The following is a 20,114-nucleotide window of genomic DNA, read 5'->3' on the forward strand; positions in this document are numbered from 1 at the left end:
AAATCGTTTTTCAGGACCCGCCATGACCGACCTCGCAGACCCTAACACCGACCTGTCCGGCGTTGCGCCGCAGATCAAGGCCGAAATCCTTGCCCAGGCCCTCCCGTACATCCGCAAGTTCCACGGCAAGACCATCGTCGTCAAATACGGCGGCAATGCGATGACCGAAGAGCGCCTGAAGCATGGCTTCGCACGCGACGTCATCCTGCTGAAACTGGTCGGCATGAACCCGGTCGTGGTCCACGGCGGCGGCCCGCAGATCGACAGCGCGCTGAAGAAGATCGGCAAGCAGGGCACCTTCGTGCAAGGCATGCGCATCACCGACGAAGAAACCATGGAAGTGGTCGAGTGGGTGCTTGGCGGCGAGGTGCAGCAGGACATCGTCATGCTGATCAACCATTATGGCGGCCAGGCGGTCGGCCTGACCGGCAAGGACGGCGGCCTGATCCGCGCGCGCAAGATGCAGATGCCGGATAAGGAGAATCCGGGCCAGTTCCTCGACATCGGTTTCGTCGGCGAGATCGATGCGATCAATCCGGCGGTCGTGAAGGCGCTGCAGGACGATGCCTTCATCCCCATCATCTCCCCGATCGGCTTCGGCGAGGATGGCCAGGCTTACAACATCAACGCCGACCTGGTGGCGGGCAAGATCGCGGAAATCCTGAAGGCTGAAAAGCTGATCATGATGACCAACATCCCCGGCGTGATGGACAAGAAGGGCAACCTGCTGACCGACCTGTCGGCGCGCCAGATCGACGAGATGTTCGCCGACGGAACGATCTCCGGCGGCATGCTGCCAAAGATTTCCTCTGCGCTGGACGCAGCGAAGTCGGGCGTCAACACCGTCCACATCATCGACGGCCGCATCGAGCATTCGCTGCTGCTGGAAGTGCTGACAGAGCAGGCGTTCGGCACGATGATCCGCTCGCATTGATTGACGGACAGGGTGCGCAGGCCGCACCCTGCCTTAGTAAAGCTTCTCCACCTCATACCCCCGCTGCCGCAGCAGCGTCGGCACCCCGGTCTCCCCGACCATGTGCAGCAGCCCGACGCCCACGAAAGCCGTTTCATCCTCCCGCAGTAAATCCTCGATCTTGCTGGCCATTTCCGGATTGCGCTTGTCCAGCAGGACGCGCTGCATGAAATCCCCCGAGGTCGTCTTCTCCAACAGCGAATCGCGCATGAAGGCTTCGACTGCATCGCCATTGGCATTCGCCCACGCATCGATCAGGGACTCCGCCTTCTTCAGCGCATTGCCGTCGCCCAGTTCGGCGAGGTTCTCGCGCAGGTACTGCTCCTGCATCGCATCCGGCATGCTGTCGAACAGAGACATCTGATACTCAGCCGACTCCAGTTCATGCACGTCCTTCGCCTGCTTGTCGGCGAGCGAAAGCAGGAACACTTCAATGCCGTGGCTGCGCAGGTAGCCGCTGCGCTCAAGGCCGAGGCCGACCAGCATGTTGGCCAGCAGCCAAGGCTTGAGATGCCGGACATCCTCGTACGGTATTCCCGCATCGTCCAGCGCCGTGCGCAATTGCGCCAGCGTGTCCGGCGAAAGATGCCTGTCCACGGCATCCGCCACCGGGTAGGTGCCATGCTTGTGCAGCGCGAGCTGGAACGGCTCGGGCTTGCGGATGTCGATCTCCAGTACCAGCTTCTTGGCGCGCGCCAGGGCGCGGGTGACTTCATCTTCCAGCGGGAAGAAGGCGGGTTTGCCGACGTGGATGGTGCCGAACAGGTAGGTGGTATTGCCGAGATGGCGGACGCGATACAGGGTGCCGCGCTTGACTGCGGCGGCTTGTGCGGTCGCGGCGGGTGCTGCATTATTGTCCGCATGCGCAAGGCCGAGCCAACCAGCCAAGCAGACGCTTAGCAAAACAATAACGCCAGACTTCATTGTTTCTCCCTGACTGCCGCTTTCATGGCGGCTCAATTCACTGTATCAGATGCCTTCACCGATTTGGTTGTTCGACCTCGACAACACGCTGCACAACGCGTCGCACGCGATTTTCCCGGCGATTAACGCCAACATGAATGCATTTATGGCAAAGGTGTTGGGCGACGGCGACAACCCCGCCGACCCGGAAACCGTCAATGCCGCGCGCCTCGCCTACTGGAAGCGCTACGGCGCGACGCTGCTCGGCATGGTCAAGCACCACAACGTCCGCATGGAAGACTTCCTGCGCGAGGCGCACCTTTTCGACGATCTCTCTTCCATGATCCGCGCCGAGCGCGGCCTCGGCCGCCTGCTGCGCCGCCTCCCCGGCCGCAAGATCCTGCTGACGAATGCGCCGCACCGTTATTCGCACGACGTGATGCGCCACCTCGGCTTGCATCGCCATTTTGCCAAGCACATTCCCATCGAATCCATGCGCGTGCACGGCCAATTGCGACCGAAACCGTCCAAGCACCTGTTGCGCAAACTGCTGGCGCGCGAACGTGTTGCTGCCCGCTGCTGCATCCTTGTCGAGGACACTGCGGACAACCTGAAAGCAGCCAAGGCCCTCGGCATGCGCACCGCCTGGGTGACCCAATACCTGGCCTCCAGCCCCAATCTCAAACAGCTCGCCGGAGGCCGTCCGATACCAAGATTCACAAAGCGCCCCATTTTTGTCGATGTCAAAGTACAATCCGTAAGGCAACTACCGGCGATGCTCCATAGGCTGAAGTAATTCCTTCTCCATAAAAACGATCATGGCAACCACAAAACCGGGCGAACGCAAGCTTCAAATCCTCCAGACTCTGGCCACCATGCTGGAGCATCCCAAGGGGGAAAAGATCACCACGGCGGCCCTGGCAGCCAAGCTGGATGTCTCGGAGGCCGCGTTGTACCGGCACTTCGCCAGCAAGGCGCAGATGTTCGAGGGGCTGATCGAATTCATCGAAACCAGCGTCTTTGGCCTGATCAACCAGATCAGCGAGCAGCAGGAAAACGGGCTGTCGCAGGTGCGGGCCATCGTCGCCATGCTGCTCAGCTTCGCCGAGCGCAACCCCGGCATGACGCGGGTGCTGATCGGTGACGCGCTGGTCAACGAGGACGAGCGGCTGCAATCGCGCATGAACCAGTTCATCGAACGCGTCGAACTGGCGATCAAGCAGGCGCTGCGCGTCGCGGTGACGCAGGGCGAGGCGCGCGAGAACGAAGTGGCGGTCCGCGCCTGCATGATCACCAGCCTGATCGTTGGCAAATGGCATCGCTACGCCAAGAGCGGCTTCAAGCACGTTCCCTCCGAAAATGCCCAGGCGCAGATCGCCATGCTCCTCGCCTGATTGCAGAAAGTTCAAGGTTTTTTGCCGCGCAAGCCCGAATTTGATTCACTTCCGGCCGCCGGCAACCTCGCTTCATTGGTTCGGCCGCGTCGAATTTTTCTGATTGTTCGGTGCAGGTCGCATTCCGCATTCTGAATTCGACATCTCGCATTGCCTGCCCTGCGGTGGCTTGCAAAGATCAGTACACTCTCTGTCTTTGCCACTCCACCGCGCGGATGCATGGACACGACACTCGAAAAAAACTTTCCCGTACTCGCATTTGCGTCGCTGCTGATCGGCGGCATGGCCATCGGCTTTGCCGGCATCTTCATGCGGCTGTCGGACGTCAACCCGCTGGCCTCGGCTTTCTGGCGCATGGCATTGGCCGCGCCCTGCCTGTGGGCATGGGCATTCGCCGTTCGCGCGCAGGATGAGGCGGCAGGCAAGCGTACAGGATTCGCCAAGGCTCTCGTCCTCGCTGGCATCTACTTCGCCGGCGATATGGCGCTCTGGCACCTGTCGCTGCACTACACGACGGTCGCCAACGCCACGCTGCTGTCGAATTTCGCGCCGATTTTCATCGCATTGTGGATGTGGATCGCCTACCGCGTACGCTTCGCCCGCATCTTCATCGTCGGCATGCTGATCGCACTGGTCGGCGCCATCATGCTTGTCGGGCCGAATGCCGGCGGTCAAAGTAATGGCGACAGCAAGCTCATGGGGGATTTCCTCGGCCTGAGCAGCGCCATCTTCTATGCGGCCTACCAGCTCGTCGTCAAGGATGCGCGCAACCAGTATTCCACCGCTCGCCTAATGGCATGGAGCACGACCGTTACCGGTCTCGCCCTACTGCCGTTCGCACTGACCGCACCGGGCGCGTTCTGGCCGGCGGAAGCAACCGGCTGGCTGCCGTTGCTGGCGCTGGCGCTGGTGGCGCAAATCGGCGGGCAAACCGTCATTGCCTACGCCGCGGCCCATCTTCCTGCCAACCTCACGTCCGTCAGCCTGCTGATCCAGCCGCTGACGGCGGCGGTGGCGGCATGGATCATTTTCCAGGAAGCCATCGGCCCGGTGCAGATGGCCGGCGGCGCGCTGCTGCTGTGGGGGATCTACCTTTCCAAGCGCGGAAGCTGAGGGGCAGGGATACAATAGCGGTTTGAGCGCCGGTGCTGCCTGCCGCTCCCTTCGCGTGACACTGCCTTGACTGCTTCATCCATCCCCGCCGACACCTGTTTCGCGCTTCTCGACGATGTCCATGCGAGCGAGAACGATCCGCGCTCGCGCCTGCTGACCGGTCTTGCCGGCGTGCTGCCCTGCGACAGCGCCGAGGCGTTGCCGGGCGTGCTGGCGGAGATGGAAGCGGCGCTCCGGCAAGGCAAGCATGCCATCGGTGTTTTCAGCTACGAACTCGGCGCACACATGCACGGCATCGCGCCGCGTGAAGGCAACCGAACGCTGGCGCAAGTCCTGCTCTTCGAACGCTGCGAGCACCTCTCTTCGACGCAGGTTGCACAATGGCTCGCAAATCATGCGCAGCACGCAACAGCAGGAATCGCCGCCATAAGCGCGAACGTCTCCGACGCGCAATTCGAGCAAGCCATCGCGCGCATTCACGCCTACATCGAGGCCGGCGACACCTACCAGATCAACTACACCTATCGGTTGCGCTTTGATGCATTCGGCTCGCCGATCGACCTCTATCGCCGCCTGCGCGAACGCCAGCCCGTTCCCTACGGCGCGCTGCTCATGCTTCCGGACGGCCGCACGGTGCTGTCCCTGTCGCCGGAACTGTTTGTACGGCATGCTGAAGGCATCGTCACGACCAGACCGATGAAAGGCACGGCCGCCGCAAGCGGCGATGCGGCCATTGATGCGCAACGCGCGGCGGCGCTCGCCGCCGATACGAAGAACCGCGCAGAGAACCTGATGATCGTCGACCTGCTGCGCAACGACCTTGGCCGTGTCGCGAAGTTCGGCACGGTGAAGGTGCCGAAGCTGTTCAGCGTCGACCGCTACAGCAGCGTGCTCCAGATGACGTCGACGGTGGAGGCGGAACTGCGTGACGATGCCGGACTTGCGGACGTGTTCGCGGCGCTCTATCCATGCGGCTCGATCACGGGCGCGCCCAAGCGCCGCACCATGCAGATCATCCGCGAACTGGAACCCGATCCGCGCGGTATCTACACCGGTGCAATCGGATGGTTCGAGGCGCCAGCCGCGGGCCGCAAGGTGGGCGATTTCTGCCTGTCGGTACCGATCCGCACGCTGGTATTGCAACCGCCGGGCGAAGATGGCATCCGCAAGGGCGAGATGGGTGTCGGCGCGGGTATCGTGCATGACAGCATCGCTGCCGAAGAAGCCGCGGAATGCCGCCTGAAGGCCCGTTTCCTGACCGGCCTGCCGAACGACTTCGAACTGTTCGAGACCATGCACGCAACGCGCGAGGAGGGGTGCCGCAACTGGGATCGCCACTTGCATCGCCTCCGCACTTCCGCGAGCTACTTCGGCTTCGCCTTCGATCAAGACAAGATTACGGACGACGTCGCGCAACGGTGTACGTCCCTGGAGCCGCAGACAGCGTATCGCATGCGCCTGTCACTGCGCCAGGACGGCACCGTGTCGATGCAGGCCGCGCCGATCGCACCGCTGGCCTTGCCCGTAAAGATATTTCTTGCTCCGGCGCCGACACTGTCCACCGATGTCTTCCTGCGCCACAAAACGAGCGTACGGACGCAGTACGACGCGGCGTGGCGCAGCGCGGAAGAGCAAGGCGGGTTCGACATGCTGTTCTTCAACGAACGCGACGAGCTCACTGAAGGCGGTCGCAGCAACGTCTTCGTCCGGCTGGGCGGCCAATGGCTCACGCCGCCATTGGATGCCGGCGTGTTGCCCGGTGTGATGCGCAGCGTGTTGCTTGCGGACCGGGCGTGGGCGGCGCACGAAAGGCGGCTGACACGCGACGATCTGCGAGCCGCGGAAGAGGTGGTCGTGTGCAATGCACTGCGCGGCGTGTTGCCGGCCTCCCTCGTCTGGCAGGACCGCTGAGCGGACAGCTCAGGCGCGTGGTTTCCGGAATATCCGTTTCTCGAGACCGTCTTCCGCCTGCTTCGGGCAGGAATGCGAGGGCCAATCCCACGGCCCGACCGGATCGCCGCCCTTGCGCGTGTAAGCGATAACCTCGCCAAGCAGCCTCTTGTCGGAACTGCGGACGATCTGGTAGCGGTCTTCAAGAATGACCAGGGCTGCGCCGTCAACCGGATCAGGTTTGCCGCGCAGCGTTCTTGTCTTCCTGACCCTGCCGTACTTGGCCGTAACCTGAGCGGCACCCTCGCCGGTCGCTTCAAATTGCGAGAACGGATCGGGCTCGTCTGCCGACAGGAGGACCGGTTCATAGACATTGAAGCCCCCATTCCTCGCGCACAGCTCATCCACCAGCCTGTCCGCCTGCCATATCCGGAGAGCGGGAATGCCCCACCACAGGCCGATCAGCAACAGCGCCACCGCTTCTTTCCACCGAATGCGAAACAGTTTCATGCTTTTACTTTGGCGCACGGTAGGACGCCTTCCGCTTGCGCTGACGATGCAAGCGCGTACGCAGCACGTGCACGTCGCGAATGTAGGACCGCGCCACGTGAAAGTGGAGGGCGCGATAGCTCCTCCGGCGATTGAGGTACTCGATCAGGAGCGGCGGGACCGTAAACAAGATGAAGACCGCGTACTCGCGGCTGCCGCCCAGCAACGCATTGACGGCAGTGAATGCGGTAATGAACAACGTCACAAACTGTATCCAGCCCAGAACGAAACGCCCATGGACAGAATCCCGCGCCGTCTTGATGTGCAGCCGGACAAGGTGGAAGACGATGCAGACATACGCCAGGAAGATGAACGGCCGGTCGAGGAGAAACGCCCCGAACATCCCCGCGAAAACGGGCGCATAAAGCGCCCCCGAGACGAAGTCATTGTATTGGTTCGCGGCCAGCTGCCTTGCGGCCGCGCGGTGGATGTCGTGGTGTGTCAGTCGCATTGAAAGCTCGTCTCTGCCTGTCGGATCGTGACGCGTGAAGGCGCTGGAGACAGATAGGCAAACTGACAAGGTTTTTCAATGGGCGGCAGCGGTCAAATCAGCATGCGCGTTTGACGCAATGGGTGGTGCGCTGTTCACAGCGGAGTGCCAGCGGCAACGAATCAGGAGCGGGAGGCGCCTTTCTTTTCCGCAGGCAGGCTGCCCGCCTGCGTATTGCGTTGGAAAACCACCAGCCATGTCGCCAGTACCACCAGCGCACAGCCAATGAGTGTGTTGAAGCTGATTTCCTCATGCAGGAACACGGCACCCCACACCATCGCGAACAGGGGAATCAGGAAAGTCACCGTCAATGCCTTCGTCGGTCCCAGGTCCGCGATCAGGCGGAAATAGATGAAGTACGCTACCGCGCTGCAGAGCAAGGCCAGCAGCAGCGTGAGCACGATGACGAGCGGTGTGACTTCGCCGCGCACCGGGGAGAGGGACACGAAGGGAAGCAGCACGAGCGCCGCGCCGAGCTGCGAGCCGGTCGCCATCATGGGCGGTGCGATGCCGGACGACTTTTTCTTTGAATACGCGCCGGCAATGCCATAGCAGAGCGCGGCGGTCACGCAGGCCAGCGCGGCAACCAGCACCTGCGGTGAAAATTCCGCGGGTCCGAGGCGGACCAGGAAGGCGACGCCGGCCACTCCGGTAACGAGGCCCGCAATCTTGCGTGCCGTGAGCGTTTCGCCGAGCACGGCAGCACCGATCAGTGCGCCCCACAAGGGACTCGTTGCATTGAGGATGGCGGAGTAGCCCGCCGGCAGGGTGAGCGCGGCATACGCGAATAGCGCGAAGGGCAGGGCGGAGTTCATCGTGCCCAGCACGAGGTATTGCTTCCAGTTGGTGCGAAACTGCATGTGTCGTCCGGTCGCCAGCATGAACGCGAGCATTGCGACGCCTGCAATAGCCACGCGTAATTCAGCCGTCCATAACGCGCCGAGCACCGGCGCAATGATGCGCATGAAGAGGAAGGAGGCGCCCCAGATGGCGGCAAGGACGAGGAGGCGGACAAGGTCGGCACTACGCATGGTCGATCCAGAAGTAAGCGAAACAAGAGAATAGCGCGGGCAGGTGAGGCGCGCTCGCCGTATTCGGACAGGTGATCACGCGTGGTGCGGCAAGGGCCTTTGCCGTGAGGCGATCACGGCGCCCGCAAGGAGTGCAATCGCAGAGAACACCAAGCCGCGCTGCAATCCTCCGGCGCCGTCGGAAATCCAGCCCACCATGGTGGGGCCGACGATCTGGCCGAAGGCGAAGACGGTGGTGAAACCACTGATGCCGGACGACCACGCCTGCGACGGCAGGTTGTGCCTCACGAGTGCGGTCGTGGAGGCGACGACGGAAAGAAACACGGCGCCAAACAGCATGCCCGACGCGAATACCGCAAGAGGCGCCGAGGTCAGCACCGGCAACAGCGTGGCGATCGCCAGCAAGCCGTTCAGGATGGCAAGCGACTGTCCGCCCTTGAACCGGTCCAGCATGCGCGCCCAGATGCGCGAGGACGCGACGACGGCGAGGCCGAGCAGCGCATAGAACAGGGTGATCGTCGACGCATCCATGCCTTGCTCTTTCAGCAGCGCGATGATGAAGGTCATGTAACCGATATAGCCGACGCCGAACATCAGATAGCCCGCCAGGCCGAAGGCAAAGGCGCGCACCTTGAAGTGCCCGTGTCCGCTGCCCGCACTGGCTGCGCCATCAATCTGCCGCGCCGGTATCGCCATGAGCAGCGTCATGACGAGGCACAGTGCGCCCAGCACCAGCCACGCCCATTGCCAGGGATGGGCGACGTCGCGCGCCGTCTCCAGTGTCGCGGGCACCAGCAGCGCGGACAAGGTAATCCCGAAACCGGTGCCGCCGTAGTAGAGGCCGATGAGGAAGCCGGCCCGCTTCACATGCAAGGCCCCGAGACGCGCGGCGAGCAAGCCCCCGGAAATGAAAATGAACGCGCTTGCAATGCCTGCCAGCACGCGTTGCAGCAGCAGCATCGCGGCGTCGGTGACAAAGCCCGAGAGCAGCATGAACACGCCAGTTAGCAGTGCGCCGCCGATCAGCGCGGCCTGCGCATCGAGGCGGCGCATCAGCGCTGGCGTCATGAGCGCGCCGACAAAGTAGCCGAATGCATTGGCTGTATTCATCGCCCCCGCCAGCAGGTAGGACCAGTCGAGGTCGGCGCGCATGGGCGGCAGCAGCAGCGCGTAGGAAAAACGGGAGATGCCGAGCGAAATGGCTGCTCCAAAGGAGAGCGCGAGCGCGGTCAGCAGCGGGTGGCGAAGGGCGAAGTTCCCTGCCTGCATGCCGCTCATGCCTTGGGGGCCGTTAGTACGAGCGCCATCGCCACCAGCACCACCGCGCCGCCTGCAACAGTGGACATGCCGATTGACTCGTGCAGGAACAGAAAGGCCCAGAGCATGCTGAACAGCGGGATCAGGAAGGAAACGCTCATCGCGCGCGTCGGCCCGATCTTGACGATGAGGGGAATGAACAGCGCCTGCGCGAGTCCGGACGAGAGAAGCGCCATGGCCAGGATGCAGGCAAGCGCGGCGAAGGACGGCATGGCCGGCGGCAGGGAGAACGGCACGGTCGGAAGCATGACGAGGCTGCCGAGCGCCATCGATCCGGCCGCCATCGCAATCGGATGGATGCCGTCAGGATGTCCGGTCTTCTTGACGATGATGCTGGACAACGCATACCCCGCCGCTGCCACCAGGCAGGCTGCGACGGCGGCAACCGTCGTGGGGTTCATTGCAACCGTGCCGGCGCCGACAAGGATCGCGACGCCGGCAATCCCCATCAGCAGGCCGGCCAGCTTTTGCATCGTCAGGCGTTCTGCCAGCCAGATCATTGAGAAGACGGCCCCGAACAGCGGAGCGGTGGAATTGAGCACGGCCGAGTGGGACGCAGGCAGGTGAAGCGCTGCAAACGAAAAGCACGAAAACGGGATGACCACCGCAAACAGGCCGACCACGGCGAACGGTTTGAGATTTGCCCGCCAGTCCATCTTGACCCGCGTGGTCATCGCGAAGGCCACCAGCGCGAGGCCGGCGAGCGTCGTGCGCAAGGTCGCGGTCAGCAGCGGGCCGGCCTCTGGCGCGGCGACGCGAAGGAAGATGAAGGAGCCGCCCCAGATCGCGGACAGGAACACCAGCTTGGCAAGGTCGGCGGCGGACATGGGGATGGTGTTGCGATAGGGAAATTAGAACGGTCGGTCGATTGTAGCACCGCGTCTTTGCGGCTGCCCATGACAATACCCGTGCATGCGTCGCCTGGCGTTGCGCCTCGATCATGCGCGGCGCAAAAGCAGGTCCCGCCTTGTAATGCTCTTGATACAAGCCAAAGGCCTGATTGTCGGAAGATTAATAATCATGTCAGGGGAGATTGACATGAAAATGCCAGCCAAAAAGAACAAGGCCGTGATGCTTGCAGCCGCTGTGGCGCTTGCCGGTTGCGGAAAGTCGGATAAGCCCGTCGCCGGTGCGGCGACGGCAGAAATGGTTCACGTTGCCGCTGCCGACGATATCGATGCGCAGTTGCCGACCGTCGTGGAACGGCGCCACTTTGCCATTTACAACACCTACCGGGAGCTGTCCGAGGATGCTTCGGCACCGCGCAAGTCGACGGCCACGGTCAGCGAAGAGAGTGGGCTGCGCGCTGTCGCGGCACTGGATCGCGATTTCTCCACTTGTTCCATCCACACCCTGCCGCCGCAGGACTAATGGAGTCGCTTAACCGCCGCAGACGCTGCAGGTGGAATTGCGCGCGACGCCGATGCTCGTCCACTCCATCGTGCGCGCATCCAGCAGCAACAGCCGGCCTGCCAGCGATTCGCCGATGCCTGCAACAATCTTGAGCGCCTCTGCGGCTTGCATCGTCCCGATGATGCCGACCAGCGGCGCAAACACGCCCATGGTCGAACACAGCACTTCCTCGAACTGCTGCTCGGGGGGGAACAGGCAGGCGTAGCAGGGGGACGTTCCGTTGCGCGTGTCGAAGACGGAGATCTGGCCGTCCATGCGGATGGCCGCGCCGGACACGAGGGGGACTTTGTGCTGCACGCAAGCGTGGTTGACGGCGTGGCGCGTCTTGAAGTTGTCGCTGCAATCGAGCACCACCGTTGCCTGTCGCACCAGTTCGGACAGGCGCTCTCCTTCCAGCCGCTCCTTGAGGGCGGTTACTTCCACTTCCGGATTGATGCGCGACAGCGTTTCCTTGCCCGATTCCGCCTTGGGCTGACCGACGCGCTCGGTCGTGTGCAGGATCTGGCGCTGCAGGTTGGTCAGGTCCACCGTGTCATTGTCGACCAGCGTGATCTTGCCCATGCCGGCGGACGCCAGGTAGAACGCTACGGGTGAGCCCAATCCGCCCGCGCCGATGACCAGTGCATGGCCGGCGAGGATTTTCTCCTGGCCTTCGATGCCGATTTCGTCGAGGAGAATGTGGCGGGAATAACGGAGCAGCTGGTTGTCGTTCATGGCACGTCGTGCGCGGGATGGCAATACCGGGATTGTACCTGCGCGCAGGATGGCGGAAATGAAAAAGGCCGCATCGCTGCGGCCTTTTCGCTATCGGGAGAAAGAATTACTTCTTCTCGCCGTTTCCGTTCTTGTCACCATTCTTCTTCTCGTTGATGGTGTTTTCCTTCTTGCTCTCGATCTTGGCGGACTTGGAGAGTTGAACCGGCATCCCCTTCAGGTGGTTCAGCGCCTGGGCCAGCTGGAAGTCTTCCTTGCTGCCGAATTCGAGCGGCTTGCGCTTCTTCTCGAGGGCCGCGAGGCGTTGCTCTTCTTCCAGTTCGTCGAGCTTGCGTGCTGCCTCATCCTTGTCCTTGTCGTTGGACAGGTGCTTCTGCAGGTCGGCTTCGCGCAGGCGCAGGCCGTTCAGGCCGTCGCCGTCGGCGGTTTCATCCACCAGCAGGTCGGGCACGATGCCCTTGGCCTGGATCGAGCGGCCGTTCGGGGTGTAGTAACGGGCGGTCGTCAGCTTGACCGCGGTGTCGGCGGACAATTGGCGAATCGTCTGCACCGATCCCTTGCCGAAGGTCTGCGTGCCCATGATGGTCGCGCGCTTGTAGTCCTGCAGTGCACCGGCCACGATTTCGGACGCGGATGCGGAACCCGTGTTGACCAGCACCACGATCGGCACGTTCTTCACTGCCTCGGGGAGGCGGGCGAGCGGATCGCTGGTCGCCACGCGTGACGAGGTGTAGAACTCGCGGCGCGCATAGAACGTCTGCTTGGAATCCGGCAGCTGGCCATTGGTCGACACGATCGGCACGTCCTTCGGCAGGAAGGCCGCGGAAACGCCGATGGCGCCCGGCAGCACCCCACCCGGGTCGTTGCGCAGGTCGAGCACGAGGCCTTTCAGGTTGGGCTCCTGCTGGTAGATCGCGGTAATCTTCTTCGCCATGTCCTCGACCGTCGGCTCCTGGAACTGCGACACGCGCAGCCATGCGTAACCGGGCTCGATGACCTTCGACTTCACGCTCTGCACGCGGATCTCCTGGCGCACGATGGTGACGATGATCGGACGGTCCTCGTCCTTGCGCGCGATGGTCAAGGTGATCTTGGTGTTGGGCTCGCCGCGCATGCGCTTGACAGCTTCATCCAGGGTCAGGCCCTTGACCGGCGTGTTGTCCAGACGGGTGATCAGGTCGCCCGCCTTCAGGCCGGCCTTGAACGCGGGGGAATCTTCGATCGGCGAAATGACTTTCACATAACCGTCCTCCATGCCGACCTCGATGCCGAGGCCGACGAACTTGCCCTGGGTGCCTTCACGCAGTTCCTTGAATGCTTTCTTGTCAAGGTAGGCGGAGTGGGGATCGAGCGAGGCCACCATGCCCGAGATCGCCTCGGTCAGCAGCTTCTTGTCTTCGACCGCTTCGACGTAATCCGATTTGATCAGGCCGAACACATCTGCGAGCTGGCGCAATTCTTCCAGTGGCAGCGGTGCCGTATGCTTCTGCGCGCTTGCCTCGAACTGCATCGAACCAGCGATGCCTGCAATGACGCCTAAACCGATAAGGCCGAAGTTCTTCAGTTTGCTGCTCATGTGTCACCTGATAGTTACCCACCCGAGTGGGTCGATTGCGCGGCCCTGATGCCGCATTTCAAAGTATAAACCCGAATTTTCGTTGCCGCCGCTGTTGCCGGCATTGGCAATGACGTCGCCGGTCCTGACCACATCACCCACGCGTTTCAGGACCGCCTGGTTGTTGCCGTAGATGGTCATGTACTGGCTTCCGTGGTCAATAATGATCAGGTTGCCGAATCCGCGCAACCATTCCGCGAAAATTACCTGGCCGGCGGCGACTGCCTTGACGTCCGCCCCTTCGGCGGTCCGAATGAACAACCCCTTCCAGGCAGGGCCGTCACCGCGCTTGCTGCCGAATCGCGCGACCAGATCGCCCTTGACCGGCAGCCGCAGCTGGCCCTTCAGCGAGGCGAATGCCTGATCGAGGCCCCGGTCTTGGACGTTGCCTTCGGGCGTGAGTTCATTTCGGGCCGTCAATTTCTTTGGCGGCTCGTCATCGTCGATTGCATCAGGATTGGGCGCAGGCGTCTTGACGGAACTCACTTTTTTGTCAGGCGGCGCTTCCGGTTTGTCTTTCGCTCGCGCAAGTTGCTCCTGGCGGCGCTTCTCGCGGGCTGCCGCTTCGGCTTTTCGTTGTTCTTCAATTAACTTCGCAAGCCGGTCGACCAGTCCGGCGAGGCGCTGCTCGTCGCGTTCGATGTTGCCGGCCTCCTTGCGTTGCGCCGACAGCTTGCTCGAGAGTTGTGCAAGGAGGGTGGAGCGGCGGGCCTTTTCCTTCTCGAGCTGCGCCTTCTGCTCGCGCTGTTCCTGCGCGATTTCCTCGAGTTCGTCGCGGGCTTCCTGGGCCGCGAGCTTGTTGTCCTCGACCGCCTTCATGTTGGCCCGCAGCGCGTCGATCAGTTTCGCCTGCGCTTGCGAGACGTAGCCCATGTATTGCAGTTCGCGGTTGATGCGGTTCGGGTTGTCACCGGAAAGCAGGAGCTTGATCCGGTCTTCGTTGCCGGCGACATACTGGTCGCGCAGGAGGCGGGACAGGCGCTTTTGCTGGGCGGCGATGGTTTTTGCGAGCTGGTCCTGCTGCTGGGAGAGCCGTGCGAGTTTCGCTTCAGCATCCTTCTGCTCTCGGTCCAGTTCGTGCAGGGCGCGGTTGGCTTCGGAGATGGCTGCTTCGGAATTGGCCAGCGCATCGGCTGCGTGGCTCTTAGCAGTTTCGGTCTTGCTGATGTCGCGCTTCAGGGCTTCCAGCTTTTGCTGAAGCTCGGCGCGTTCCGCCTCGGCGGCGCGCTTCTGGCGGGTGCGTTCGGTGACTTTATTGGCGTGGGCAGGGGCACTGCCCAGCACGAGCACCACCCCGAGAACCGCGAGGGCTACCCAGCCGGCATGACGAAGATGCCGGGTAATCGAGGGGGATTCCTGTCGGTTTCCGGGGCGGCTGAACAACTGCATGGAGAAGCGTTACTTCGCCTTCCCCTGGCTCGCGACTGCCTTCATGGCCGCCGCGATGGCTTCCTGGTCGCCCAAGTAGTAGCTCTTGATCGGCTTCAGGTTGGCGTCCAGTTCGTAGACGAGCGGCTGGCCGTTGGGGATGTTCAGGCCGACGATGTCCTTGTCGCTGATGCCGTCCAGGGATTTGATCAGCGCGCGCAGGCTGTTACCGTGGGCGGAGATCAGGATCTTGCGGCCGGCCTTGATTGCGGGGGCAATCTCTTCGTCCCAGGCCGGCATGACACGGGCGACGGTGTCCTTCAGGCACTCGGTCAGGGGGATCTGGTCCTTCTTCAGGCCGGCATAGCGCGGGTCGTTGTACGAGGTGCGTGGATCGTTTGCGTCCAGCGGATTGGGCGGCACGTCGTAGCTGCGGCGCCAGACCAGGACCTGCTCGTCACCGTACTGGGCGGCGGTTTCCGCCTTGTTCAGGCCTTGCAGGGCGCCGTAATGACGCTCGTTCAGGCGCCAGTCGTGCTTGACGGGCAACCACATCAGGTCCATCTCGTCGAGCGTCAGCCACAGGGTGCGGATGGCGCGCTTGAGGACGGAGGTGTAGCAGAGGTCGAACTCGAAGCCGGCTTCCTTCAGGATCTTGCCGGCCTGGCGGGCCTCATTGACGCCTTTTTCGGTCAGGTCGACGTCGGTCCAGCCGGTGAAACGGTTTTCCAGATTCCACGTCGATTCGCCGTGGCGCATGAATACGATCTTGTACATGTCGGGAGAGGATGAAAAATAAGGGGATATGGGACTTTGAAATACGGCTTCCGCATCTATTTTATAATGGCGGGATTGCTTTAAACCATTCAAAGACTTGAGGTAACGTGAAATTCTTTCTTGATAACATCTGGCTGATCGGTATTGCCCTGCTGTCCGGCGGCGCGTTGATTCTGCCGAACCTGCAGCGCCGCGGCGCGAAAGTTTCTACCCTGCAGGCAACCCAGCTCCTGAACCAGGGCAAGGCCGTAGTGGTGGACGTGCGCGAACCGGCAGAGTTCTCCACGGGACACCTGCGTGACGCCAAGAACATCCCGCTCGCCGAGTTGTCGAACCGTACCGGTGAGCTGGACAAGTTCAAGTCGAAGGCAGTCATCGCCGTCTGCCAGACCGGGGCACGCTCCGCCAAAGCAGCCGCGCAGCTCAAGAAGGCCGGCTTCAACGAGGCGTTCAGCCTCGACGGCGGCGTTGCCGCATGGCAGTCCCAAGGCCTGCCGCTGGCGAAGTAACGGAGTATCGATCATGACCGCACGCGTTTTAATGTACAGCACTGGCGTCTGCCCCTATTGCGTCATGGCGGAGCGGCTGCTGAACGCGAAAGGTGTCCAGGACATCGAAAAGATTCGCGTCGACCTGCAGCCGGAACAGCGCGCCGAGATGATGCAGAAGACCGGCCGCCGGACGGTGCCGCAGATCTACATCGGCGACACCCACGTCGGCGGTTTCGACGACCTCAGCAAGCTCGAGCACGAAGGCAAGCTGGACGCGCTGCTGCAGGGCGCTTAAACTTAGCGTCCTATCATCACAAGGGACGGCATGTTGCCGTCCTTTTTCCTTCCTACTACAACGAAAGACACCCATGGCCGAGCAAAACAACCAACCCGTGTTCCAGATCCAGCGCGTCTACCTGAAGGATCTCTCCCTCGAGCAACCGAACTCGCCGGCCATCTTCCTCGAGCAGGAAGGCCCGAACATCGAGGTGGCCGTGGACGTCGGCGCGGAAGCGCTGGCAGAGACGATTTTCGAATCGACCGTGACCATCACCGTGACGGCCAAGGTCAAGGACAAGGTCGCGTTCCTGGTGGAAGGAAAGCAGGCAGGCATCTTCGAATGCGCCAACATTCCGGCGGAACAGCTCGACCCGCTGCTCGGCATCGGCTGCCCGAACATCATCTATCCCTACCTCCGCGCCAATATCGCCGACATGATCACCCGCGCGGGCTTCCCGCCGGTGCACCTGGCCGAGATCAATTTCGAGGCGTTCTACCAGCAGCGCCTGCAGCAGCTGCAGGAGCAACAGCAGCAGCAACAGGCGCAGGCCGCAACCGGCCTCGTCATGCCCGACGGCTCGCCGGCAAAGCACTAAGCATTGGCGAAACCAGCAGGGGAGGATGGATGAAATCCACGCGTCTGTTCGTGTTGTCGGCAGCGATGTTCGCAGTGACGGGCGCAGCGCATGCGCTCGAGTTCAAGGCGGTCGGCCCCGTGCCGGCCGTGCTCTATGACGCGCCCTCGCCCAAGGGGCGCAAGGTCTTCGTCGCGCCGCGCGGCATGCCGGTCGAAGTCGTGCTGACCTATGGTGACTGGGCGAAGGTGCGCGACATGTCAGGTGATCTCGCCTGGATCCAGTCGCGTTCGCTCGTCCAGCGCCGCAGTGTCGTGGTCAATGCAGCCAGTGCGCGCGTGCGCGCATCGGCGGAGGACGCCGCACCCGTGATGTTCACTGCCGAGAAGGGCGTGCTGCTGGAACTTGTCGATCCCCCTGCTGGCGGATGGGCAAAAGTGCGTCACCGTGACGGACAGTCCGGCTTCGTGCGCGTCACGGAAGTCTGGGGCGAATGATGTCGTCGGCTTCCAACTGCCGGACGATGCATGTCTCCATCCTCGGCGCCGGCGCCTGGGGAACGGCGCTGGCGATCCTGCTCGCGGACCGGCACAAGGTTGTGTTGTGGGGCCGCGAAGAAGCGGCGATGCGCGACGCCGCGGCGAAGCGCGAGAACACCGCCTACCTGCCCGGGTTCGCATTACCGCCGAGCGTGCAAGTCACGTCGGATTTCCGGACTGCGATCGATCATGCCGGCCAGGGCGAAGGCCTTCTGGTCATCGCCTCGTCCGTCGCCGGCCTGCGCCCGCTGGCAGAACGCCTGCAGGGAGAATCCATTCCCAACCTCGTCTGGCTGTGCAAGGGGTTTGAGGAAAAGACGCGCCTCCTCCCGCACCAGGTCGTGCGCGAAGTGCTCGGCGCGGAACTGCCCCACGGAGCGCTTTCCGGACCATCGTTCGCTCAGGAAGTGGCTGCAGGAATGCCCTGTGCCTTGACCATCGCATCGGCCTCCCCGGCTTTGCGCGAATGCGTCGTCGCCGCGGTCCACGGACGTTCAATGCGCGTCTATTCGACGGACGACCTCGTCGGCGTCGAAGTAGGCGGCGCGGTGAAAAACATCCTTGCCATCGCCACCGGCGTCATCGATGGACTGGGGTTGGGATTGAACGCGCGCGCCGCGCTGATTACGCGCGGTCTCGCCGAGATCACCCGCCTGGGTGTCGCACTCGGCGGCCGCACCGAAACCTTCATGGGCCTGGCCGGCGTGGGCGACCTCATCCTCACCTGTACCGGCGACCTCTCGCGCAACCGCCAGGTCGGCCTGGGTCTTGCGCAAGGCAAGAAGCTCGACACCATCGTGGCTGAACTCGGCCATGTCGCGGAAGGGGTGAGGTGTGCGCAAGCAGTGCGCGCGCTCGCAGTGGACGTCGGCGTCGACATGCCGATCACCAATGCCGTGGCGGCCGTGCTGTTCGACGGTGATTCACCGCGTGCCATGGTCGAGCGGCTTCTCTCCCGGGATCCGCGCGACGAAGCGGCCTGAACCACGCCGGGACGACTTCCCGGCGTTTTTCATCCATTCATGTGTTCCTTGCGCAGCACCGTCATCAGCACCGATGAATCCTCGCGTGCAGATAACGCATAAGGCGTGTTGCCGTGAAGGTAGAGCATCTGCCCCGCCTGCAACGGCTGCGTTCGGTCAAGCGTCTGGACATCCACAGTCCCTTCCAGGCAGTGCAGCGTCAGCTCTGCGGGAACGCTGTGCTCGGGGATGGTTTTTCCCTTTGGCATCACCAGCCGCATGACCTCGAAGTCGTCCGTCCTCGCCAGCGCAATGGACGCCGCCTCGCCCAGCTTGTTGCCTAACGGGCGGACATCGATCAGTTCTCCGGGGGCAGGATGATACTGTGGCATGTTCGTCTCCTTGTTGTCATGGAGACTGTGCCAGAAGCAGGTTTGTTCCTGTTTTGCGCGGGATCAACAGAAACGGTATGCCCTGCTCCAATTGCGTCTCGAAGCATGCTGCGGAAGCAGGGGCATGGTGCGAAATTCACCCTTCTCCTGCAGGGGAAACCTTGCGGAGGGGAACCGGCCATCCTCGATACGGTCTGTAGCAGGGCGGCGATTACAACTTCCCGATATGGTGCCGCACGGCACTTTCCGCTTGCCGTCATTCCCCACGGTCTTATTGCCTATAATCAAACTGCGGCTTCCCTGGCGGGTAAGTCGCATCCTTGTTAGCCTTATACTAGTGGTTCGTTTGTCATCCTTTGAAAACTTCTCGATGCTAACCAACGTCTCTTCCCTTCGCCGCTCGCTCGGCCGTACCGCTCAGCGCGGCTTTACCCTGATCGAAATCATGGTGGTGGTCGTCATCATGGGTATTCTGGCCGCATTGGTGGTGCCCAAGCTGATGGGCCGCGCGGACGATGCGCGCATTACTGCCGCCAAGCAGGACATTTCGACCCTGATGCAGGCGCTCAAGCTGTACAAGCTGGACAACCAGCGTTATCCGACGACCGAACAGGGCCTGCAGGCGCTGATTTCGAAGCCGACCAGCGGCCCGGCGGCCAATGGCTGGAAGAACGGCGGCTACGTCGAGAAACTGCCGAAGGATCCGTGGGGCGGCCAGTATCAGTACCTGTCGCCGGGCGTGAAGGGCGAGGTGGACATCTTCTCCTACGGCGCCGACGGCCAGCCGGGCGGTACCGGCAATGATGCAGACATCGGTTCGTGGGACCTCTGATCCAGTCTTCCATTTCCTCAAGGCGCGCAACGCTCGGCATCGCTGCGCGCGGATTTACCTTGCTCGAACTGCTGGTGGTACTGGTGATCGCCGGCATCCTGCTCGGCATGGTCGGCCTCAGTGCCATGCAGGGTGAGCGGCAGGTGCTGCAGGGTGAGGCCCAGCGCGTGGCCCTGCTCTTGCAACTGGCCCGCGACGAAGCCATCGTGCGCAACCGTCCTATCGCCTTCGAGGCCGAGCCCGAGCGTTATCGCTTCCTGATCCGGGACGGCAACAAGTGGCAGACGCTGACCCAGGATGACTTGCTGCGGGAGCGCGAATTCCGGCGGTCACCGATCTCCCTGTCGATCAATCCGCCGACTGCAGCGGAAACGGACAACATGCGCATCGTGTTCGGGCGCGAGCCGGTAGACAAGCCCTTTGTCCTCACCTTCATCCTCGGCGACGCCAGCGTGGCGATCCGCGCCGACGGCGTCGGACACTTCACGGTGGAGTGA

General features: G+C 62.5%; 24 protein-coding genes. 13 read left to right on the forward strand and 11 right to left on the reverse strand.

The genetic code is table 11. The annotated features are described in order from the left end of the window. Positions 1 to 22 precede the first annotated feature (22 nt). Positions 23 to 934 carry an acetylglutamate kinase gene (gene argB, locus ACNOHI_RS01550; protein ID WP_420472868.1) on the forward strand — a complete coding sequence of 304 codons (912 nt, stop codon included), beginning with the start codon at positions 23 to 25 and terminating at the stop codon, positions 932 to 934. Between the two features lie 33 nt (positions 935 to 967). Here the strand turns inward: argB and ACNOHI_RS01555 are convergent, their stop codons facing one another. Continuing rightward, complete coding sequence (locus tag ACNOHI_RS01555; protein ID WP_420472869.1) at positions 968 to 1,897, reverse strand: TraB/GumN family protein; 930 nt, start codon at positions 1,895 to 1,897, stop codon at positions 968 to 970. Positions 1,898 to 1,946: 49 nt separating this feature from the next. Between ACNOHI_RS01555 and ACNOHI_RS01560 the strand changes: the two genes are divergently transcribed. From ACNOHI_RS01560 to pabB, 4 genes are all read left to right on the forward strand, one after another. Next, the gene (locus ACNOHI_RS01560; protein WP_420472870.1) at positions 1,947 to 2,672 is read left to right on the forward strand and encodes a pyrimidine 5'-nucleotidase; all 726 of its coding nucleotides are present in this window, start codon (positions 1,947 to 1,949) and stop codon (positions 2,670 to 2,672) included. Positions 2,673 to 2,694: 22 nt separating this feature from the next. Beyond that, positions 2,695 to 3,270, forward strand: a complete 576-nt coding sequence (gene slmA / locus ACNOHI_RS01565) for a nucleoid occlusion factor SlmA (protein ID WP_420472871.1) — start codon at positions 2,695 to 2,697, stop codon at positions 3,268 to 3,270. Between the two features lie 219 nt (positions 3,271 to 3,489). Further along, positions 3,490 to 4,383 carry a DMT family transporter gene (locus ACNOHI_RS01570; protein ID WP_420472872.1) on the forward strand — a complete coding sequence of 298 codons (894 nt, stop codon included), beginning with the start codon at positions 3,490 to 3,492 and terminating at the stop codon, positions 4,381 to 4,383. Between the two features lie 66 nt (positions 4,384 to 4,449). Continuing rightward, complete coding sequence (pabB, locus tag ACNOHI_RS01575; RefSeq protein ID WP_420472873.1) at positions 4,450 to 6,294, forward strand: aminodeoxychorismate synthase component I; 1,845 nt, start codon at positions 4,450 to 4,452, stop codon at positions 6,292 to 6,294. A gap of 9 nt (positions 6,295 to 6,303) precedes the next feature. Here pabB and ACNOHI_RS01580 read toward each other — a convergent pair whose 3' ends face one another. The 5 genes from ACNOHI_RS01580 to ACNOHI_RS01600 form a co-directional block, all read right to left on the reverse strand. Beyond that, positions 6,304 to 6,783, reverse strand: a complete 480-nt coding sequence (locus tag ACNOHI_RS01580) for a hypothetical protein (RefSeq protein WP_420472874.1) — start codon at positions 6,781 to 6,783, stop codon at positions 6,304 to 6,306. 4 nt (positions 6,784 to 6,787) lie between these two features. Continuing rightward, positions 6,788 to 7,273, reverse strand: a complete 486-nt coding sequence (locus tag ACNOHI_RS01585) for a hypothetical protein (RefSeq protein WP_420472875.1) — start codon at positions 7,271 to 7,273, stop codon at positions 6,788 to 6,790. A gap of 161 nt (positions 7,274 to 7,434) precedes the next feature. Beyond that, positions 7,435 to 8,343 carry a DMT family transporter gene (locus tag ACNOHI_RS01590; RefSeq protein ID WP_420472876.1) on the reverse strand — a complete coding sequence of 303 codons (909 nt, stop codon included), beginning with the start codon at positions 8,341 to 8,343 and terminating at the stop codon, positions 7,435 to 7,437. Between the two features lie 75 nt (positions 8,344 to 8,418). Beyond that, a complete protein-coding gene (locus ACNOHI_RS01595) occupies positions 8,419 to 9,612 on the reverse strand; it encodes a YbfB/YjiJ family MFS transporter (protein ID WP_420472877.1) in 1,194 nt (397 codons plus the stop codon). 5 nt (positions 9,613 to 9,617) lie between these two features. After that, positions 9,618 to 10,487, reverse strand: a complete 870-nt coding sequence (locus tag ACNOHI_RS01600) for a DMT family transporter (protein ID WP_420472878.1) — start codon at positions 10,485 to 10,487, stop codon at positions 9,618 to 9,620. A 211-nt stretch (positions 10,488 to 10,698) separates the two neighbouring features. Between ACNOHI_RS01600 and ACNOHI_RS01605 the strand changes: the two genes are divergently transcribed. Further along, a complete protein-coding gene (locus ACNOHI_RS01605) occupies positions 10,699 to 11,031 on the forward strand; it encodes a hypothetical protein (protein WP_420472879.1) in 333 nt (110 codons plus the stop codon). Between the two features lie 9 nt (positions 11,032 to 11,040). On the opposite strand, the gene ACNOHI_RS01610 is transcribed toward ACNOHI_RS01605, so the two are convergent. The 4 genes from ACNOHI_RS01610 to gpmA all read right to left on the reverse strand — a co-directional run bounded on the left by ACNOHI_RS01610 (position 11,041) and on the right by gpmA (position 15,547). Next, on the reverse strand, positions 11,041 to 11,787 hold the full coding sequence (locus ACNOHI_RS01610) for a HesA/MoeB/ThiF family protein (protein WP_420472880.1): 747 nt from the start codon (positions 11,785 to 11,787) through the stop codon (positions 11,041 to 11,043). A gap of 106 nt (positions 11,788 to 11,893) precedes the next feature. Next, on the reverse strand, positions 11,894 to 13,363 hold the full coding sequence (locus tag ACNOHI_RS01615) for a S41 family peptidase (RefSeq protein ID WP_420472881.1): 1,470 nt from the start codon (positions 13,361 to 13,363) through the stop codon (positions 11,894 to 11,896). Positions 13,364 to 13,366: 3 nt separating this feature from the next. After that, positions 13,367 to 14,791: a murein hydrolase activator EnvC family protein gene (locus ACNOHI_RS01620; protein WP_420472882.1), complete on the reverse strand. Its 1,425-nt coding sequence runs from the start codon at positions 14,789 to 14,791 to the stop codon at positions 13,367 to 13,369. A gap of 9 nt (positions 14,792 to 14,800) precedes the next feature. Further along, positions 14,801 to 15,547, reverse strand: a complete 747-nt coding sequence (gene gpmA / locus ACNOHI_RS01625) for a 2,3-diphosphoglycerate-dependent phosphoglycerate mutase (RefSeq protein WP_420472883.1) — start codon at positions 15,545 to 15,547, stop codon at positions 14,801 to 14,803. Between the two features lie 107 nt (positions 15,548 to 15,654). Between gpmA and ACNOHI_RS01630 the strand changes: the two genes are divergently transcribed. The 5 genes from ACNOHI_RS01630 to ACNOHI_RS01650 all read left to right on the forward strand — a co-directional run bounded on the left by ACNOHI_RS01630 (position 15,655) and on the right by ACNOHI_RS01650 (position 18,414). Beyond that, positions 15,655 to 16,056 (forward strand): rhodanese-like domain-containing protein, encoded by a 402-nt coding sequence (locus ACNOHI_RS01630; protein WP_420472884.1) that lies wholly within the window; start codon positions 15,655 to 15,657, stop codon positions 16,054 to 16,056. 13 nt (positions 16,057 to 16,069) lie between these two features. Continuing rightward, on the forward strand, positions 16,070 to 16,333 hold the full coding sequence (gene grxC / locus ACNOHI_RS01635) for a glutaredoxin 3 (RefSeq protein WP_420472885.1): 264 nt from the start codon (positions 16,070 to 16,072) through the stop codon (positions 16,331 to 16,333). 73 nt (positions 16,334 to 16,406) lie between these two features. Further along, positions 16,407 to 16,913 carry a protein-export chaperone SecB gene (gene secB, locus ACNOHI_RS01640; protein ID WP_420472886.1) on the forward strand — a complete coding sequence of 169 codons (507 nt, stop codon included), beginning with the start codon at positions 16,407 to 16,409 and terminating at the stop codon, positions 16,911 to 16,913. Between the two features lie 29 nt (positions 16,914 to 16,942). Continuing rightward, positions 16,943 to 17,389, forward strand: coding sequence for an SH3 domain-containing protein (locus tag ACNOHI_RS01645; RefSeq protein ID WP_420472887.1), 447 nt, complete (start codon positions 16,943 to 16,945; stop codon positions 17,387 to 17,389). Between the two features lie 26 nt (positions 17,390 to 17,415). Further along, positions 17,416 to 18,414, forward strand: coding sequence for an NAD(P)H-dependent glycerol-3-phosphate dehydrogenase (locus tag ACNOHI_RS01650; RefSeq protein ID WP_420473236.1), 999 nt, complete (start codon positions 17,416 to 17,418; stop codon positions 18,412 to 18,414). Positions 18,415 to 18,443: 29 nt separating this feature from the next. On the opposite strand, the gene ACNOHI_RS01655 is transcribed toward ACNOHI_RS01650, so the two are convergent. Further along, the gene (locus tag ACNOHI_RS01655; RefSeq protein WP_420472888.1) at positions 18,444 to 18,785 is read right to left on the reverse strand and encodes a cupin domain-containing protein; all 342 of its coding nucleotides are present in this window, start codon (positions 18,783 to 18,785) and stop codon (positions 18,444 to 18,446) included. Positions 18,786 to 19,155: 370 nt separating this feature from the next. Between ACNOHI_RS01655 and gspG the strand changes: the two genes are divergently transcribed. Together gspG and ACNOHI_RS01665 are read left to right on the forward strand one after the other, a co-directional pair. Beyond that, positions 19,156 to 19,617 (forward strand): type II secretion system major pseudopilin GspG, encoded by a 462-nt coding sequence (gene gspG / locus ACNOHI_RS01660; RefSeq protein WP_420472889.1) that lies wholly within the window; start codon positions 19,156 to 19,158, stop codon positions 19,615 to 19,617. Then, the gene (locus tag ACNOHI_RS01665; protein ID WP_420472890.1) at positions 19,605 to 20,114 is read left to right on the forward strand and encodes a GspH/FimT family pseudopilin; all 510 of its coding nucleotides are present in this window, start codon (positions 19,605 to 19,607) and stop codon (positions 20,112 to 20,114) included. Before gspG ends, ACNOHI_RS01665 begins: the two co-directional genes overlap by 13 nt.

Origin of the sequence: Noviherbaspirillum sp. ST9 (genome assembly GCF_048799745.1) — a bacterium.
GTDB lineage: Bacteria > Pseudomonadota > Gammaproteobacteria > Burkholderiales > Burkholderiaceae_D > Noviherbaspirillum.

Coding starts and splice junctions, on each gene's coding strand:
- argB (WP_420472868.1), top strand. CDS start 23: ATGACCGACCTCGCAGACCCTAACACCGACCTGTCCGGCGTTGCGCCG.
- ACNOHI_RS01555 (WP_420472869.1), bottom strand. CDS start 1,897: ATGAAGTCTGGCGTTATTGTTTTGCTAAGCGTCTGCTTGGCTGGTTGG.
- ACNOHI_RS01560 (WP_420472870.1), top strand. CDS start 1,947: ATGCCTTCACCGATTTGGTTGTTCGACCTCGACAACACGCTGCACAAC.
- slmA (WP_420472871.1), top strand. CDS start 2,695: ATGGCAACCACAAAACCGGGCGAACGCAAGCTTCAAATCCTCCAGACT.
- ACNOHI_RS01570 (WP_420472872.1), top strand. CDS start 3,490: ATGGACACGACACTCGAAAAAAACTTTCCCGTACTCGCATTTGCGTCG.
- ACNOHI_RS01580 (WP_420472874.1), bottom strand. CDS start 6,783: ATGAAACTGTTTCGCATTCGGTGGAAAGAAGCGGTGGCGCTGTTGCTG.
- ACNOHI_RS01585 (WP_420472875.1), bottom strand. CDS start 7,273: ATGCGACTGACACACCACGACATCCACCGCGCGGCCGCAAGGCAGCTG.
- ACNOHI_RS01590 (WP_420472876.1), bottom strand. CDS start 8,343: ATGCGTAGTGCCGACCTTGTCCGCCTCCTCGTCCTTGCCGCCATCTGG.
- ACNOHI_RS01595 (WP_420472877.1), bottom strand. CDS start 9,612: ATGCAGGCAGGGAACTTCGCCCTTCGCCACCCGCTGCTGACCGCGCTC.
- ACNOHI_RS01600 (WP_420472878.1), bottom strand. CDS start 10,487: ATGTCCGCCGCCGACCTTGCCAAGCTGGTGTTCCTGTCCGCGATCTGG.
- ACNOHI_RS01605 (WP_420472879.1), top strand. CDS start 10,699: ATGAAAATGCCAGCCAAAAAGAACAAGGCCGTGATGCTTGCAGCCGCT.
- ACNOHI_RS01610 (WP_420472880.1), bottom strand. CDS start 11,787: ATGAACGACAACCAGCTGCTCCGTTATTCCCGCCACATTCTCCTCGAC.
- ACNOHI_RS01615 (WP_420472881.1), bottom strand. CDS start 13,363: ATGAGCAGCAAACTGAAGAACTTCGGCCTTATCGGTTTAGGCGTCATT.
- ACNOHI_RS01620 (WP_420472882.1), bottom strand. CDS start 14,791: ATGCAGTTGTTCAGCCGCCCCGGAAACCGACAGGAATCCCCCTCGATT.
- gpmA (WP_420472883.1), bottom strand. CDS start 15,547: ATGTACAAGATCGTATTCATGCGCCACGGCGAATCGACGTGGAATCTG.
- grxC (WP_420472885.1), top strand. CDS start 16,070: ATGACCGCACGCGTTTTAATGTACAGCACTGGCGTCTGCCCCTATTGC.
- secB (WP_420472886.1), top strand. CDS start 16,407: ATGGCCGAGCAAAACAACCAACCCGTGTTCCAGATCCAGCGCGTCTAC.
- ACNOHI_RS01645 (WP_420472887.1), top strand. CDS start 16,943: ATGAAATCCACGCGTCTGTTCGTGTTGTCGGCAGCGATGTTCGCAGTG.
- ACNOHI_RS01650 (WP_420473236.1), top strand. CDS start 17,416: ATGCATGTCTCCATCCTCGGCGCCGGCGCCTGGGGAACGGCGCTGGCG.
- ACNOHI_RS01655 (WP_420472888.1), bottom strand. CDS start 18,785: ATGCCACAGTATCATCCTGCCCCCGGAGAACTGATCGATGTCCGCCCG.
- gspG (WP_420472889.1), top strand. CDS start 19,156: ATGCTAACCAACGTCTCTTCCCTTCGCCGCTCGCTCGGCCGTACCGCT.